The organism is Arthrobacter sp. LT660 (assembly GCF_056172845.1).
In genome coordinates this window covers 1408952-1423832 of record NZ_CM149651.1, presented here as the reverse complement: position 1 = coordinate 1423832, position 14881 = coordinate 1408952, and the positions used below count along the sequence as shown (strand labels likewise).

The 14881-nt window shown below is 66.3% G+C and carries 14 protein-coding genes and 1 pseudogene; 11 read left to right on the top strand and 4 right to left on the bottom strand.

Annotated elements, in window-relative coordinates; genetic code table 11:
- Positions 1 to 1386, top strand: coding sequence for a Mu transposase C-terminal domain-containing protein (locus AC0QSG_RS06520; protein WP_329747759.1), 1386 nt, complete (start codon positions 1 to 3; stop codon positions 1384 to 1386).
- Positions 1386 to 1631: pseudogene (locus tag AC0QSG_RS06515) on the top strand (AAA family ATPase); the annotation flags it as partial. The gene AC0QSG_RS06520 and the pseudogene AC0QSG_RS06515, both read left to right, overlap by 1 nt.
- Positions 1632 to 1717: 86 nt before the next feature.
- Here the strand turns inward: AC0QSG_RS06515 and AC0QSG_RS06510 are convergent.
- On the bottom strand, positions 1718 to 2482 hold the full coding sequence (locus AC0QSG_RS06510; RefSeq protein ID WP_001389365.1) for an IS6-like element IS6100 family transposase: 765 nt from the start codon (positions 2480 to 2482) through the stop codon (positions 1718 to 1720).
- Between the two features lie 173 nt (positions 2483 to 2655).
- Between AC0QSG_RS06510 and istA (AC0QSG_RS06505) the strand changes: the two genes are divergently transcribed.
- The 3 genes from istA (AC0QSG_RS06505) to AC0QSG_RS06495 all read left to right on the top strand — a co-directional run bounded on the left by istA (AC0QSG_RS06505) (position 2656) and on the right by AC0QSG_RS06495 (position 5318).
- On the top strand, positions 2656 to 4206 hold the full coding sequence (istA, locus tag AC0QSG_RS06505; protein ID WP_052166742.1) for an IS21 family transposase: 1551 nt from the start codon (positions 2656 to 2658) through the stop codon (positions 4204 to 4206).
- Positions 4203 to 4982 carry an IS21-like element helper ATPase IstB gene (gene istB / locus AC0QSG_RS06500; RefSeq protein WP_033105166.1) on the top strand — a complete coding sequence of 260 codons (780 nt, stop codon included), beginning with the start codon at positions 4203 to 4205 and terminating at the stop codon, positions 4980 to 4982. Before istA (AC0QSG_RS06505) ends, istB (AC0QSG_RS06500) begins: the two co-directional genes overlap by 4 nt.
- A 168-nt stretch (positions 4983 to 5150) precedes the next feature.
- The gene (locus AC0QSG_RS06495) at positions 5151 to 5318 is read left to right on the top strand and encodes a hypothetical protein (RefSeq protein ID WP_335673570.1); all 168 of its coding nucleotides are present in this window, start codon (positions 5151 to 5153) and stop codon (positions 5316 to 5318) included.
- Between the two features lie 89 nt (positions 5319 to 5407).
- Here AC0QSG_RS06495 and AC0QSG_RS06490 read toward each other — a convergent pair whose 3' ends face one another.
- Entirely contained in the window at positions 5408 to 6271 is an 864-nt protein-coding gene (locus tag AC0QSG_RS06490; RefSeq protein ID WP_329864226.1) for an endonuclease/exonuclease/phosphatase family protein, read from the bottom strand.
- 63 nt (positions 6272 to 6334) lie between these two features.
- The gene (phnF, locus tag AC0QSG_RS06485) at positions 6335 to 7081 is read right to left on the bottom strand and encodes a phosphonate metabolism transcriptional regulator PhnF (protein WP_071330049.1); all 747 of its coding nucleotides are present in this window, start codon (positions 7079 to 7081) and stop codon (positions 6335 to 6337) included.
- Between the two features lie 157 nt (positions 7082 to 7238).
- On the opposite strand from phnF, the gene phnG reads away from it, so the two are divergent.
- Genes phnG through AC0QSG_RS06470 form a run of 3 tightly spaced genes read left to right on the top strand, consistent with a single transcriptional unit; the run spans position 7239 to position 9141 of the window.
- A complete protein-coding gene (gene phnG, locus AC0QSG_RS06480; protein WP_256209493.1) occupies positions 7239 to 7712 on the top strand; it encodes a phosphonate C-P lyase system protein PhnG in 474 nt (157 codons plus the stop codon).
- A complete protein-coding gene (gene phnH, locus AC0QSG_RS06475) occupies positions 7709 to 8344 on the top strand; it encodes a phosphonate C-P lyase system protein PhnH (RefSeq protein WP_071330051.1) in 636 nt (211 codons plus the stop codon). The genes phnG and phnH overlap by 4 nt, the downstream gene beginning before the upstream one ends.
- The gene (locus tag AC0QSG_RS06470; protein ID WP_329864222.1) at positions 8344 to 9141 is read left to right on the top strand and encodes a carbon-phosphorus lyase complex subunit PhnI; all 798 of its coding nucleotides are present in this window, start codon (positions 8344 to 8346) and stop codon (positions 9139 to 9141) included. Before phnH ends, AC0QSG_RS06470 begins: the two co-directional genes overlap by 1 nt.
- 18 nt (positions 9142 to 9159) lie before the next feature.
- On the opposite strand, the gene AC0QSG_RS06465 is transcribed toward AC0QSG_RS06470, so the two are convergent.
- Complete coding sequence (locus AC0QSG_RS06465) at positions 9160 to 9924, bottom strand: IS6-like element IS6100 family transposase (protein WP_001389365.1); 765 nt, start codon at positions 9922 to 9924, stop codon at positions 9160 to 9162.
- Positions 9925 to 10097: 173 nt separating this feature from the next.
- On the opposite strand from AC0QSG_RS06465, the gene istA (AC0QSG_RS06460) reads away from it, so the two are divergent.
- The 3 genes from istA (AC0QSG_RS06460) to AC0QSG_RS06450 all read left to right on the top strand — a co-directional run bounded on the left by istA (AC0QSG_RS06460) (position 10098) and on the right by AC0QSG_RS06450 (position 14863).
- The gene (gene istA, locus AC0QSG_RS06460; protein WP_052166742.1) at positions 10098 to 11648 is read left to right on the top strand and encodes an IS21 family transposase; all 1551 of its coding nucleotides are present in this window, start codon (positions 10098 to 10100) and stop codon (positions 11646 to 11648) included.
- Positions 11645 to 12424 carry an IS21-like element helper ATPase IstB gene (gene istB, locus AC0QSG_RS06455; RefSeq protein WP_033105166.1) on the top strand — a complete coding sequence of 260 codons (780 nt, stop codon included), beginning with the start codon at positions 11645 to 11647 and terminating at the stop codon, positions 12422 to 12424. The genes istA (AC0QSG_RS06460) and istB (AC0QSG_RS06455) overlap by 4 nt, the downstream gene beginning before the upstream one ends.
- A 171-nt stretch (positions 12425 to 12595) precedes the next feature.
- A complete protein-coding gene (locus AC0QSG_RS06450; RefSeq protein WP_475377026.1) occupies positions 12596 to 14863 on the top strand; it encodes a LuxR C-terminal-related transcriptional regulator in 2268 nt (755 codons plus the stop codon).
- The last annotated feature ends 18 nt before the right edge of the window (positions 14864 to 14881 follow it).

Genomic DNA, 14881 nt, shown 5'->3' with positions numbered 1-14881 from the left:
GTGGATGCGGCCGAGCGGTGGCGTGTTCTTCGGCTGCATGTCGAAGACCAGATCCCGCTCGCCGTCCTCGCTCGGGAAACAGGGATCTCCGCTCGGACTCTGCAGCGTTGGAACCAGCTCTATCGAGCAGGCGGCGTCGCATCCCTCGACCCTCATGCGCGTATGGACAAAGGTGTCCGCCGAACCTCAGCAGAGACGGTCGCGTTCATCGAACAGCTGGCACTCACTCGGCCGCGCCCGAGTGTCGCCACGCTGCATCGTCTCGCCGTCACTGATGCGCAGGCGCGTGAGCTGCGGGCTCCGAGCTATGCGACCGTGCGGCAGATCGTCCAGGCCCTCGATCCGGCTCTTGTCACTTTGGCGCTGGAGGGGCCGGCCTCGTACCGAGACAAGCACGAGCTCGTCTTCCGGCGCCGTGCTGAACACCCGAACCAAACTTGGCAGTCCGACCACACTGAACTCGACATCCTCATCGTCGGCGCTGACGGTAAACCTGACCGGCCGTGGCTGACGACCGTGATGGACGACTACTCCCGTGCGATCTGCGGGTTCATGGTGTTCAGCGGTGCACCCTCAGCTATCAACACAGCCCTCGCCCTCCGGCAGGCGATCTGGCGGAAGACCGACCCCGCGTGGGCGATGTGCGGCATCCCCGACATCCTGCACGTCGACCACGGCTCCGACTTCATCAGCCACCACCTCGAACGAACCGCGATCGCCCTGCATGTCAGGATCATCCACTCAACCGTCGGCAGGCCTCAGGGGCGCGGCAAGATCGAGAGGTTCTTCGGCACGATCAACACGGAACTCCTGAGCGCACTACCTGGCTACCTTGGACCCGGCAGTCGGGCACCTACGCCTGTCCTCGACCTTGCCGGTCTCGATCGTGCTATCGGCCAGTTTATTGGCACCTACAACGACCGGCCCCATAGTGAGCTGGGGATCTCGCCGCGGGACGCTTGGGTTGCAGACGGATGGCTGCCACGGATGCCCGACAGCTTCCAAGAGCTCGACGGACTTCTCCTCACTGTTCCGAAGAACCGAGTCGTGCAACGCGACGGTATCCACTTCCAAGGCCAGCGCTACCTCGCCCCCACTCTTGCCCCGTTCGTCGGCCACACCATCACGATCCGGTACGACCCCCGCGACATCTCCGAGATCCGGGTCTATGACCGGGACACGTTCATCTGTACCGCTATCGATGAAGCCCACCCCAACCTGCGCCTCAGTCTTCGCGACATCGAAACGGCTCGCCGCGCCCGTCGCAAGCAGCTGCGGCGAGCCATCAACGACCGCATCCCGACCGTTGCCACCCGTGAGGAACCTCGCATCCCCGAACCCACAAAGCGGCGGCCGAAGCTGCGCACCTACGAAGAGGACGAGTGATGAACCAAGCATTTATCGTCACCAAAGAACACCGACGTTTCACCGAGTTCGCCAACGCCGTGCGGAAAGAGAAGACCATCGGGATCTGCCACGGCGCTGCAGGCGTGGGAAAGACCAACTCCGCTCGTCGGTACGCGAATTGGGACGCGCTCGAGGCGTACATCAACGAGTGGGGTCCGCGTGGGGAGCACGACGCGAAGCACTACGCCCTCGCGAACCGATTTCGAACGGTCTTCTACACGCCAGAAGTCCTCTGCCGACCAAAGGACCTCATGAGGGCTCTGTTGCAAAGATTGGCGGCAGTCAGAGGTAGGCTGTCGCTCTGCGCCGATCAGGCGGCTGCTGCGAAATGGTGGTTGAGCATGCCCATGGCCTCCGTCAGCGCCGAGGGCCCAATGCCAAAAGCTCTCTCCACAAGGCGCACCTCGCCCCTGATGCCGGGCTGCAGGCACCAGGGGCGAGCCTGTCCTTTGCGCAGGGCTCGCATGACTTCGAATCCCTTGATCGTGGCATAGGCCGTGGGGATCGATTTGAAACCGCGCACCGGCTTGATCAGTATCTTGAGCTTTCCGTGATCGGCCTCGATCACGTTATTGAGATACTTCACCTGCCGGTGGGCCGTCTCCCGGTCCAGCTTTCCTTCGCGCTTCAATTCGGTGATCGCTGCACCATAGCTCGGCGCTTTGTCGGTATTGAGCGTGGCAGGCTTTTCCCAGTGCTTCAGGCCTCGCAGGGCCTTGCCCAGGAACCGCTTCGCTGCCTTGGCGCTGCGGGTCGGCGACAGGTAGAAATCGATCGTGTCGCCCCGCTTGTCGACTGCCCGGTACAGGTAGGTCCACTTGCCCCGCACCTTGACGTAGGTTTCATCCAGGCGCCAGCTCGGATCAAAGCCACGCCGCCAGAACCAGCGCAGCCGCTTCTCCATCTCCGGGGCGTAGCACTGGACCCAGCGATAGATCGTCGTATGGTCGACCGAAATGCCGCGTTCCGCCAGCATTTCCTCAAGGTCGCGATAGCTGATCGGATAGCGACAATACCAGCGCACCGCCCACAGGATCACATCACCCTGGAAATGGCGCCACTTGAAATCCGTCATCGTTCCGTCCGTCCAATCTCCGCCAAGCATGCTCAAGCTTCACGATTTTTGCAACAGAGCCGATCTGCCCACTTCCTTTTCGGAACCCCGCCCGGTTATGCGGCGGGAGCCTCTTCCCGGGGTTTGATTGCGGTGTCTAGACGCACCAAAGTCACCCAGGAAGAGGTCCTGTAATGAAGTTAGACGGAGAAGTCATGGAAATACTTGAGGCATACGATCTGACTGGATCGTTGCGCGCGACCGCGGAGCTGACCGGTTGCTCGCACCACACCGTTGCGCGGCATGTTGCCGCTCGCGATGCCGGGAGACCGATCGCCGAGCCGGCGTTCCGGGGCCGGGTCACGGACCCGTTCCTGCCTAAGATCGAGGAATGGGTCGAGAAGTCTCTGGGCAAGATCCGGGCTGATAAGGCTCACGACAGGCTCGTCGCGCTGGGCTATGAGGGCTCTGAACGCTCGACCCGCCGGGCGGTCGCGCAGGTCCGCGCCGCTTACCGGCTCGGCCACGTCCGGGTGCACCGCCCCTGGATAACGGAGCCGGGGATGTGGTTACAGTACGACTTTGGCGACGGCCCGGTGATCGACGGGAAGAAGACGGTGTTGTTCGTGGCGTGGTTGGCGTGGTGTCGGTTCCGGATCGTCATTCCGCTGCGGGACCGGACCGCGCCGAGCGTGTTCGCGGCGTTGGATCGCACGTTTAGGACCGCTGGCGGCGCCCCGACCTATGTGCTGACCGACAACGAGAAAACGGTCACCGTGTCGCACATCGCCGGGGTCCCGGTGCGGAACCAGCAGACGGTGGACTTCGCCCGCCACTACGGGGTGACAGTGTTGACCTGTCAGCCGGCGGATCCGGCGTCCAAGGGCGGGGTGGAGTCCTCGGTGAAGCTCGCCAAGGCCGACATCGTCCCCAAGGACACGAACCTGTTACCCGAGTACGCCTCGTTCGCCGAGGTGGAAGCGGCGTGCGACGCGTTCATGGACCACGTCAACAACCGGGAACACCGCGCCACCCGGCGGAAGCCCGCGGCGATGCTCGAGGAAGAACAGCTCCGGCTGCACCGGGTCCCCGACACCGCGCACACGGTCGCGTTCGGGCTCTCGCGCAGCGTCCCGGACAACACCCCGATGGTCACGTTCGAGAATGGCCAGTACTCCGTCCCCGCTCACCTGCTCGGCGGCCGCGTGTTCGTCCGCTCCCACGGTGTCGGCACCGACGAGCAGGTCATCGTCGTGCACGTCGGCTCCGACGGCCCCGTCGAAGTCGCGCGGCATAACCGGGCCCGGCCGGGCAGTCCCGCGATCGATGACGCGCACTTCCCCGACCATCGGGAGAAGGTCCCGGGCGATTACACGATCAAGGCCAGGAGCGCCGCGGAGGCCGAGTTCCTCGGCATCGGCGCCGGCGCTCACGCCTGGCTGCTGGAAGCGGCCGCGGTGGGCACGGCGCGGATGAACGTGAAGATGGCCGAAGCGGTCGCGGTGGCGAAGATCAGCGGCACAGCCCAGGTCGACGCTGCGTTGGGTGAGGCGGCCACCTACGGGCGGTTCGCGACCGGTGACCTCGCGTCGATCCTCAACGCGGCCGTCTCCAAGGGCAAGGCGCACCGAGCCGATGAGAAAGCGTCGCTGGCGCAGGGCACCGCCGGCTGGGCGGCGATCGGGCAGCCCGTCACGCCCGGGGTCGACCTTGCCGTCACGGATGATCTGGAGGAGAGCGCGTGAGCGTCACCCAGGCTGCCGCGCCCGTCCTCCCCGCTGACCTCGAAGCGTTGATGCGGCAGTTAAAGATGCCCTACGCTCGCGCGTTGGCGCCGGAGCTGATCGCGACCGCGAAGTCCCAGCGGTGGGAACCGGCCGAGGTCATCAAGGCCCTCTTCGTCGAGGAGGTCACCGGCCGGGCCCGGTCCATGCTCGCCACGAGGCGCAAGGCCGCCGGGTTCCCGACCGGGAAGACCTTCGACACCTGGGACGAGTCCGCGTCCTCGATCCCGGTCCCGACGCAACAGGCACTGCGGACCCTGGAATGGATCGGCCGGAAGGAGAACGTCGTCGTCTGCGGGCCATCGGGCACGGGGAAGACGTTCTTCCTCGAGGCCCTCGGGCAACAGGTTGTCGAGGCCGGGATGCGGGTCGCGTGGTTCCGGCTCGAGGATCTCGGCGCGTTGGTCCGCGCGCACCGCTCCGATGACTCCGTCAGCCGGGTCGTGGCCCGGATCCTCCGCGCGGATCTGATCGTCGTCGATGACATCGGGCTACTCGAAGTCGGTGCGGACGCCGCCGAGGGCCTCTATCGACTCGTCGATGCCGCCTACGAGAAACGTTCCATCGCGGTGTCCTCGAACCTGCACCCCGCTGGGTTCGACGAACTCATGCCCAAGACCCTCGCGACGGCGACCGTCGACCGGCTGTTGCACCACGCGCACGTCTGCCAGACATCGGGCGACTCCATCCGGCTGACCCAGGCCCTCGCCGGGAAAGGAGTCACCGCGATGAACTAAACGACGACGCCCTCGACATGGCCAACGCCACCAACACCCTGGTGGGCAGATCTGTTGGCCATGAGTGGGCAGTTTCCGTGGCCACCAGCGGGCATTTCTGCTGGCCGCCCACGGGCAGTTCCTATTGGCCATTGACACCCGCTAGTGGGCGAGGCGATGATCTCTCTCGTGGCAGGCTCCGGAGAGACGCGGTTCCAGCTCGAAGCGACGATGAGCCGGTTCATCCATCTCGCGGTGCTGGATGCTCTGTGCTCGGCGCTCGCGGCGGAAGACCCCGGTCGGACGCGACGTGGTTCGGAGTTGTCGGCCAAGGCGAAGCAGATCCACGGGGTGTAATCGCGGTGCGGGCCAACGGATTCCCCGCATGACAGAAGCGGCGCAACCCGAAGGTTGCGCCGCTTCTGTCATGCGGGATGCGTGGGGCCTCAGGGTAAGACGGCGGTCGGCTCTGACAGTGCTTTGAGGCTGATGTCGCTGAGGACGCCGTAGTGGTCGCTCGCGGTGGGGTACTCCGCGAACACCACCTTGCTGTTCGTGATCACACTCTCCACGAGTCCGTGATTCTCGGTCGACCCGGCGAAGACGTAGTCGATACGGCGGTGGTGCGGTTCCTGCACCAAGTAGTTCGGGACGATGCCCTGGCCGTCGACGACGCTGCGTGCGACCCACGGGCTGTCCGTGGTCCAGGTGTAGCCGGGAGTGCCGTCGCCCGCGATGGCGAAGGTGTCGCGGAACGCGGCACTGCGGCCGTTGACCGCGGACTTCCCTGTGTAGAAGCGGATGCAGTCCTGGTCGGGCGCCGCGTCGAAGTCGCCGGCGAGGATGGTCGGCGCGACCTGGCGGCGGCGCTCTTCGAGCTCTGTCACGAATAGCGCCTGCTCGACGCGGGCTGCCTCATCGGTGAACTTCCAGCTCGGACGTGCGCCGAGGAAGAGCATGTCGACGCCGATGGGGAGCGGGAGCACCATCTCCCAGACGTGCGGTCCGTTCGCTGCCGGGAGCGTGTGGATGTCGACGCTCTTCGGCTCCCACCGTGTGCCGACGGCGGTGCCCCAGGGGAGCCAACCGATCTCGCGGTAGTCCGAGGCGTGGTGCCAGTGCAGGGGGGAGCTGTCCTTAACGATCTGGTAGGCGTCACGCTCCGGGGTGCGCAGGACCTCCTGCAGGAAGACGATGTCGGCGTCGTGCTCCTCGAGGCCCTGGAGCAGGAGTGCGTCGCGTTCGGCGCGATCACGCGGGTCCATCCAGATGTTCAGGGTGAGCACGCGGAGATTCATGGTGTCGGTCATGCTTCCACGCTAACCATCATCCGTGAACGAAGTTCCACATCGAAGTGAACAGTGGAAGTTGCGTCAATCCTCCGCATGCAGGTCGGCCTGCACGTCGAGTTCCACACGGTCAGCGCGGAAGCGCGCGAGGCTGTACTGCAGCGGCGTCCCATCCGGAAGCGTGTCGAGCGAACGGACGACGAGGACCGTCGACCCGGGAGGGAGGCCGAGATCCGTGTTTTCCGCGCCTGTCGCGACTCGAGCGCTGACGCGGCTCCAGGAGCGGACGTAGTCGTCGACGCCGACGGCCCTCAGGGCGCGGGTCACCGAACCGGTGGAGGCGAGCTGTGTCTCGAATCCTGGGACCAGGCCGGGCGCCATCCACGCTGTTGAGCGGGCGATGGTGCTTCCTCGGAGATCGGTCGCCGCGTCGACGCGCAGGGCCCCTCCCGCGCCGAGCCGAAGTCGCTCGCGAGCGTCGTCCGGAACCTCGCGCACCAGCTCTGCGGCAAGGAGTCTCCGCGTGGAGACATCGTGGTCGCCGATGCTCTCACTGAGCCTGGTGCGCAGGCGGATCCGGTGGACGAGGACGGTGTGAGGCACGACGAACGTGCCGACGCCTTGTCTCGTCACGATCAGCTCTTCGCCGGCGAGGGTCGACAGCGCCTGGCGCACGGTATTGCGGTTCACGCCGAAACGTGCGGCCATCTCGGCCTCAGTTGGCAGTCGAGCGTCCGGTGACAGGGTGCCGTCGAGGATCTCGCTGCGCAGCTGATCGGCGATCAGGCGCCACGTCGCGTATCCGGTCGAAGAGCGGTGAGAGATGGTCATCGTCTCCGTACATTACCGTCCGCATCGCTCGCTTCCGATCCGTACCACTGACATTCATGTTTCGGACATCTACTGGTCATCTAGAAAACTAGACAACATTGCGGTGTCGCTTCTAGGCTCGAATCATCCAGAAACCTGGACAACCAAGGAGGCAGTAGTGACGAGTCCAACTGATCACGTCGCGGAGCGACAGAGGTGGATGCGAGTACTCGCACTCGCTAGCACCTCTCAGCTCTCCGATGCCTGGGCGGCCCAGCCGATCACACCGAAGGTGGACACGGTCCGCGGGCCGGAGGCGGGGCTCGTCATGGTGCGCGGCCGTGCCGGCGCCGGCGGGGACCGATTCAACCTCGGCGAAGCCACTGTCGTCCGCGCGACTCTCCGCGTGCACGGAGCGCCGCTCGAGCACGAGCGAGTCGGCACGTCCTACGCGCTGGGAACCGACGTCGACCACGCGTGGTTCGCTGCCGCCTTCGACGGACTCCTCCAGGACGCAGGGCAGCGAGAGCGAGTCCTTGCCGACGTCATCACCCCGCTGGCTCAGGCGCAGCGGCGCGAAGACGACGCGCGGGCGGCCGACGCGCGCAGCACCAAGGTCGACTTCTTCACCGTCGCAAGGGAGCACGCATGATCACCTCATCGGAGAGCGGCACGGCCGCCCCTGCCCCGGGCTTCGCTGACCCGACCCGCGAGGCGCAGAGCGTTTTCCGGGCGATCCTCGACGCGCTGGCTCACCCGGGCCAGCGATACTCCATCCAAGGCCCGGCCAAGGCGCCTGCCTCTCTGGGCCCGGGCCTGGCGGCCGTCGCGATGACGATCCTGGACGAGCAGTCTCCGGTCGCCCTCCATGAGGCGCTCGCTCACGACGCTTCCGCAGTGCACTACTTGTCGTTCCACACGGGTGCACGTCTCGCCACCTCCATCGGTGCCGCTGACTTCGTCTTCGCCACCCCGGACTCCTTCCCGGACCTGGAGGCGCTCGCTCACGGAAGCGACGAAGCGCCCCATCGCTCGGCGACCATCATCCTCGACGCTCGCGCCCGCGGGGAGGGTGATCGGTTCACGGGCGTGGGCCCGGGTATTGACGGCATCGTCGAGATCGATGCTCCATGGGTGCCCACGGGATTCGCAGACGTCTGGGCGAAGAACGCGTCGCTCTTCCCCCGCGGTGTCGACCTGCTGGTCGTCGATGACAACTCGGTTGTCGCTCTTCCCCGCACCACGCGGCTTATCGCCGCATCCATCCCTGGATCGGAGGCCTGATGTACGTCGCAGTCAAGGGCGGGGAGAAGGCCATCGCCAACGCTCACGCTCTCCTCGCCAAAGAGGGCCGTGGCAGTCACGACATTCCTCGCATCACCAAGGACGCTGTCGCCGGCCAGCTGCCCGTGCTGGTATCGCGGGTGATGACGGAGGGGTCGCTGTACGACCCGTCCCTCGCCGCCCGCGCGATCATCCAGTGCCAGGGCGACGTCGTCGAGGCCGTCACTCTGGTCCGCTCCTATCGCACCACCCTTCCTCGGTTCGGCTACTCGGAGCCCGTCGACACGGCGGCACTCACCCCTCAACGACGGGTGTCAGCAACGTTCAAGGACATCCCCGGTGGACAGCAGCTCGGTGCCACCTTCGACTACACGCATCGGCTCTTCGCTGAGCCGGGAACCGCGGGACCCGCGCTGGGAGATGAGCAGCACACGCCGATGCCCAGGGTCTCCGACCTGCTGGGCGCCGACGCCCTGCTGGAACCGGACCACCCGGCCGACTGGAACGACCCCGAGCCCGCCGACCTCACTCGCGAGCCGACGGTCTACCCGATGAGCCGCGCCGAGCGCCTGCAGGGGCTGGCGCGCGGCGATGAAGGGTTCCTTCTCGCTCTCGGATACTCCACTCAGCGCGGATTCGGCAACACCCACCCGTTCGCGGGCGAGATCCGGGTCGGAGAAGTCGAACTCGAGTTCGACGCACCGGAGCTCGGATTCCCCGTGCCGCTCGGCCGGGTGGAGATGACCGAATGTCAGATGATCGGCTCTGTTGCAAAGATTGGCGGCAGTCAGAGGTAGGCTGTCGCTCTGCGCCGATCAGGCGGCTGCTGCGAAATGGTGGTTGAGCATGCCCATGGCCTCCGTCAGCGCCGAGGGCCCAATGCCAAAAGCTCTCTCCACAAGGCGCACCTCGCCCCTGATGCCGGGCTGCAGGCACCAGGGGCGAGCCTGTCCTTTGCGCAGGGCTCGCATGACTTCGAATCCCTTGATCGTGGCATAGGCCGTGGGGATCGATTTGAAACCGCGCACCGGCTTGATCAGTATCTTGAGCTTTCCGTGATCGGCCTCGATCACGTTATTGAGATACTTCACCTGCCGGTGGGCCGTCTCCCGGTCCAGCTTTCCTTCGCGCTTCAATTCGGTGATCGCTGCACCATAGCTCGGCGCTTTGTCGGTATTGAGCGTGGCAGGCTTTTCCCAGTGCTTCAGGCCTCGCAGGGCCTTGCCCAGGAACCGCTTCGCTGCCTTGGCGCTGCGGGTCGGCGACAGGTAGAAATCGATCGTGTCGCCCCGCTTGTCGACTGCCCGGTACAGGTAGGTCCACTTGCCCCGCACCTTGACGTAGGTTTCATCCAGGCGCCAGCTCGGATCAAAGCCACGCCGCCAGAACCAGCGCAGCCGCTTCTCCATCTCCGGGGCGTAGCACTGGACCCAGCGATAGATCGTCGTATGGTCGACCGAAATGCCGCGTTCCGCCAGCATTTCCTCAAGGTCGCGATAGCTGATCGGATAGCGACAATACCAGCGCACCGCCCACAGGATCACATCACCCTGGAAATGGCGCCACTTGAAATCCGTCATCGTTCCGTCCGTCCAATCTCCGCCAAGCATGCTCAAGCTTCACGATTTTTGCAACAGAGCCGATCTGCCCACTTCCTTTTCGGAACCCCGCCCGGTTATGCGGCGGGAGCCTCTTCCCGGGGTTTGATTGCGGTGTCTAGACGCACCAAAGTCACCCAGGAAGAGGTCCTGTAATGAAGTTAGACGGAGAAGTCATGGAAATACTTGAGGCATACGATCTGACTGGATCGTTGCGCGCGACCGCGGAGCTGACCGGTTGCTCGCACCACACCGTTGCGCGGCATGTTGCCGCTCGCGATGCCGGGAGACCGATCGCCGAGCCGGCGTTCCGGGGCCGGGTCACGGACCCGTTCCTGCCTAAGATCGAGGAATGGGTCGAGAAGTCTCTGGGCAAGATCCGGGCTGATAAGGCTCACGACAGGCTCGTCGCGCTGGGCTATGAGGGCTCTGAACGCTCGACCCGCCGGGCGGTCGCGCAGGTCCGCGCCGCTTACCGGCTCGGCCACGTCCGGGTGCACCGCCCCTGGATAACGGAGCCGGGGATGTGGTTACAGTACGACTTTGGCGACGGCCCGGTGATCGACGGGAAGAAGACGGTGTTGTTCGTGGCGTGGTTGGCGTGGTGTCGGTTCCGGATCGTCATTCCGCTGCGGGACCGGACCGCGCCGAGCGTGTTCGCGGCGTTGGATCGCACGTTTAGGACCGCTGGCGGCGCCCCGACCTATGTGCTGACCGACAACGAGAAAACGGTCACCGTGTCGCACATCGCCGGGGTCCCGGTGCGGAACCAGCAGACGGTGGACTTCGCCCGCCACTACGGGGTGACAGTGTTGACCTGTCAGCCGGCGGATCCGGCGTCCAAGGGCGGGGTGGAGTCCTCGGTGAAGCTCGCCAAGGCCGACATCGTCCCCAAGGACACGAACCTGTTACCCGAGTACGCCTCGTTCGCCGAGGTGGAAGCGGCGTGCGACGCGTTCATGGACCACGTCAACAACCGGGAACACCGCGCCACCCGGCGGAAGCCCGCGGCGATGCTCGAGGAAGAACAGCTCCGGCTGCACCGGGTCCCCGACACCGCGCACACGGTCGCGTTCGGGCTCTCGCGCAGCGTCCCGGACAACACCCCGATGGTCACGTTCGAGAATGGCCAGTACTCCGTCCCCGCTCACCTGCTCGGCGGCCGCGTGTTCGTCCGCTCCCACGGTGTCGGCACCGACGAGCAGGTCATCGTCGTGCACGTCGGCTCCGACGGCCCCGTCGAAGTCGCGCGGCATAACCGGGCCCGGCCGGGCAGTCCCGCGATCGATGACGCGCACTTCCCCGACCATCGGGAGAAGGTCCCGGGCGATTACACGATCAAGGCCAGGAGCGCCGCGGAGGCCGAGTTCCTCGGCATCGGCGCCGGCGCTCACGCCTGGCTGCTGGAAGCGGCCGCGGTGGGCACGGCGCGGATGAACGTGAAGATGGCCGAAGCGGTCGCGGTGGCGAAGATCAGCGGCACAGCCCAGGTCGACGCTGCGTTGGGTGAGGCGGCCACCTACGGGCGGTTCGCGACCGGTGACCTCGCGTCGATCCTCAACGCGGCCGTCTCCAAGGGCAAGGCGCACCGAGCCGATGAGAAAGCGTCGCTGGCGCAGGGCACCGCCGGCTGGGCGGCGATCGGGCAGCCCGTCACGCCCGGGGTCGACCTTGCCGTCACGGATGATCTGGAGGAGAGCGCGTGAGCGTCACCCAGGCTGCCGCGCCCGTCCTCCCCGCTGACCTCGAAGCGTTGATGCGGCAGTTAAAGATGCCCTACGCTCGCGCGTTGGCGCCGGAGCTGATCGCGACCGCGAAGTCCCAGCGGTGGGAACCGGCCGAGGTCATCAAGGCCCTCTTCGTCGAGGAGGTCACCGGCCGGGCCCGGTCCATGCTCGCCACGAGGCGCAAGGCCGCCGGGTTCCCGACCGGGAAGACCTTCGACACCTGGGACGAGTCCGCGTCCTCGATCCCGGTCCCGACGCAACAGGCACTGCGGACCCTGGAATGGATCGGCCGGAAGGAGAACGTCGTCGTCTGCGGGCCATCGGGCACGGGGAAGACGTTCTTCCTCGAGGCCCTCGGGCAACAGGTTGTCGAGGCCGGGATGCGGGTCGCGTGGTTCCGGCTCGAGGATCTCGGCGCGTTGGTCCGCGCGCACCGCTCCGATGACTCCGTCAGCCGGGTCGTGGCCCGGATCCTCCGCGCGGATCTGATCGTCGTCGATGACATCGGGCTACTCGAAGTCGGTGCGGACGCCGCCGAGGGCCTCTATCGACTCGTCGATGCCGCCTACGAGAAACGTTCCATCGCGGTGTCCTCGAACCTGCACCCCGCTGGGTTCGACGAACTCATGCCCAAGACCCTCGCGACGGCGACCGTCGACCGGCTGTTGCACCACGCGCACGTCTGCCAGACATCGGGCGACTCCATCCGGCTGACCCAGGCCCTCGCCGGGAAAGGAGTCACCGCGATGAACTAAACGACGACGCCCTCGACATGGCCAACGCCACCAACACCCTGGTGGGCAGATCTGTTGGCCATGAGTGGGCAGTTTCCGTGGCCACCAGCGGGCATTTCTGCTGGCCGCCCACGGGCAGTTCCTATTGGCCATTGACAGCCGGTGCCTGCCCCGGATGCCCGCTCAGGCTCCATGGTTGCCTCCGCGGAAGCGGCGCGGCTGTTCGAGGTGCGAGCCAGGCAAGTGGACGTGGACTTTCGGATCGATGATGGCAATGCTCGTGCGGTGGCCGAGATCTGCCGACATCTGGATGGGGTCCCGTTGGCGATCGAACTGGCAGCGGCGCGCGTGCGGGTGCTCACACCAAGCCAGATTGCGGCAGGGTTGTCTGACCGGTTCGGGCTGCTGACCAGCGGGTTGCGAGGAGCCCCGGCTCGGCAGCGAACGCTGGAGGCGTCACTGGACTGGAGCTACGACCTGCTCGACGACGTTCAGCGGCTGGCACTGGCGCGGCTGTCGGTGTTCGCCGGATCGTTCGAACTCGATGCCGCCGAGGCGGTCGTTAGCGGGGAAGGGATCGGCAACAGCGACGTGCTGGATCTGGTCACGGGTCTGGTCGAACAATCACTCCTGCAGGTCGTCGAGCGCCAGGGCAGAGCCCGCTACCGGCTGCTGGAGACGATCCGCTTCTACGCCCGTCAGCGGCTGTCGGAGCTTGACGACGACGATCGCGTGCGTGGCCGCCATCTGGCGTTTCAGCTTGAGCTGGCAGCGCGAGCGCAGACGGGTCTCGCCAGCGGACAGCCTGAGCCCTGGGTTGCGCGGCTCACGGCCGATCAAGACGACCTACGTGCAGCAATAGACCGTGCGGTCGACTCTCGCGATTTGTCGGCGCTCGTAGGTCTCACCGAGCCGATCTACAGGTTTTGGTTCGATCGCGCCGGGTCCACCGACGTGTACCACCGGCTGCACGATGCAGTTACCGGCGCAACCGCAAGTGAAGACGAGCGAGTGCGTGGGCTCACGACGGCTGCGCTCCTGGCGGTGGCCGGCGGTAGGCCGCATGACGCCCATCGATCAGCGAGCATGGCCGTCGATGCGGCAAATGCCGCGAACGCGGACATATCGCTGGCGCTGGCGCTGAGCGTCCGTGCGCAGGCAGGGTCCGTTTCCGGGCTGTCGACCAACGAGCAGATTTTCGCCGACGTGGCAGGCGCGATCGAGCACGCCGAACGGTGCGGTGATCCGCCGGCCCTGACATCCGCCCTGACGATGGGTGGCTGGACGTTGTTGCACAGCGCGGCGATCAATGCCGCGCAGCGCCCACTTGAGCGGGCCATCGATGTCTGCGACATCACGGGGTACCGGTTTCATCTGCCCGCAGCCCACGCGGTCCTCGGGCTGTGGCCGGTGTTTTCCGGGGAGCTGGACCGGGCACGCCGGCATGCCCGTCGTTGCCGGGAGGTCGCCGGCGAAGTTGGACGACCCGCGTGGGAGGCGATCGGGCTCGCGGGCCTGGGCGCGGCAGACATTCTCCATGGTGACCACGGACTGGCCCGGGACTGGCTGTCCCAGGCACAGGAGGTCCTGCGGCGACCCACCCAGGAAGGGAACCTGTATCGCGACGAGTTCCTCCGTCCGTGGCTCGCGCTGTCCGCCTATGCAGCGGGCGATCTGGAAGGTGCGCATGCCACCGCTGAGACGATCGTGCGGATCGCCCGTGGTTGGGGCAGCCGCTGGAACGAATCCCTCGGCGAATGGCTTCTCGCCCTGGTCGAGCTTGCCCGGGACGACTACGAGCGGGCGCGCCCACATCTGGAGGCCTGCCGGGCGCTGTCGACCGACCCGCGCCTCCCGTTCCCGCTGGGTCGGTCGTTGCTCGGTCTCGCGGAGATGGCCACGAAGGACGGGGACTTCGCCGAGGCATGGGAGCTTGCCCATGACGGGCTGGAAATCCTCAACGACTACGGTGACCGGGTCGGGACCGCCGGGACGCTGGAGCAGATCGCCGGCCTGGCGGCCACCCTCGGTGAGCCAGCATGGGCGCTGCGCCTGCTCGCGGCATCCGAACGGTTTCACACCGAGTCTGGCATCGTCCGCTTTTCGGCGGGGGCGGTCTGCTTCGGTCGCGCCCGCGACGCTGCGCACGCAGCGCTGGAGCCCGCCGACGCGACTGCCTGCTGGGATGCCGGTGGCGCGCTGTCATTGGCCGACGCTGTCTCCTACGCGCGCCGCGGGCGGGGTGAGCGCCAACGCCCGAAGATCGGTTGGGCGTCACTGACTCCCATCGAATGCGACGTCGTACGCCTGGTCGCGGACGGCCACGCAAACGCCGAGATCGGCCGCCGCCTGTTCATCTCGGTCAACACGGTCAAGAAGCACCTGTCCCACGTTTATGAAAAGGTGGAGGTTGAAGGACGCGCCGATCTCGCCGCGCAGGTCGCCCGCCGGGGCTTATAGCACCCCGGCGCGCGCCGC

What these genes read in the sequence shown, in the direction of transcription:
- AC0QSG_RS06490 (WP_329864226.1), bottom strand. Translation starts at nt 6,271, where the DNA reads ATGACCGACACCATGAATCTCCGCGTGCTCACCCTGAACATCTGGATG.
- phnH (WP_071330051.1), top strand. Translation starts at nt 7,709, where the DNA reads ATGATCACCTCATCGGAGAGCGGCACGGCCGCCCCTGCCCCGGGCTTC.
- AC0QSG_RS06465 (WP_001389365.1), bottom strand. Translation starts at nt 9,924, where the DNA reads ATGACGGATTTCAAGTGGCGCCATTTCCAGGGTGATGTGATCCTGTGG.
- AC0QSG_RS06470 (WP_329864222.1), top strand. Translation starts at nt 8,344, where the DNA reads ATGTACGTCGCAGTCAAGGGCGGGGAGAAGGCCATCGCCAACGCTCAC.
- istA (WP_052166742.1), top strand. Translation starts at nt 10,098, where the DNA reads ATGAAGTTAGACGGAGAAGTCATGGAAATACTTGAGGCATACGATCTG.
- AC0QSG_RS06510 (WP_001389365.1), bottom strand. Translation starts at nt 2,482, where the DNA reads ATGACGGATTTCAAGTGGCGCCATTTCCAGGGTGATGTGATCCTGTGG.
- AC0QSG_RS06450 (WP_475377026.1), top strand. Translation starts at nt 12,596, where the DNA reads ATGGTTGCCTCCGCGGAAGCGGCGCGGCTGTTCGAGGTGCGAGCCAGG.
- phnF (WP_071330049.1), bottom strand. Translation starts at nt 7,081, where the DNA reads ATGACCATCTCTCACCGCTCTTCGACCGGATACGCGACGTGGCGCCTG.
- istA (WP_052166742.1), top strand. Translation starts at nt 2,656, where the DNA reads ATGAAGTTAGACGGAGAAGTCATGGAAATACTTGAGGCATACGATCTG.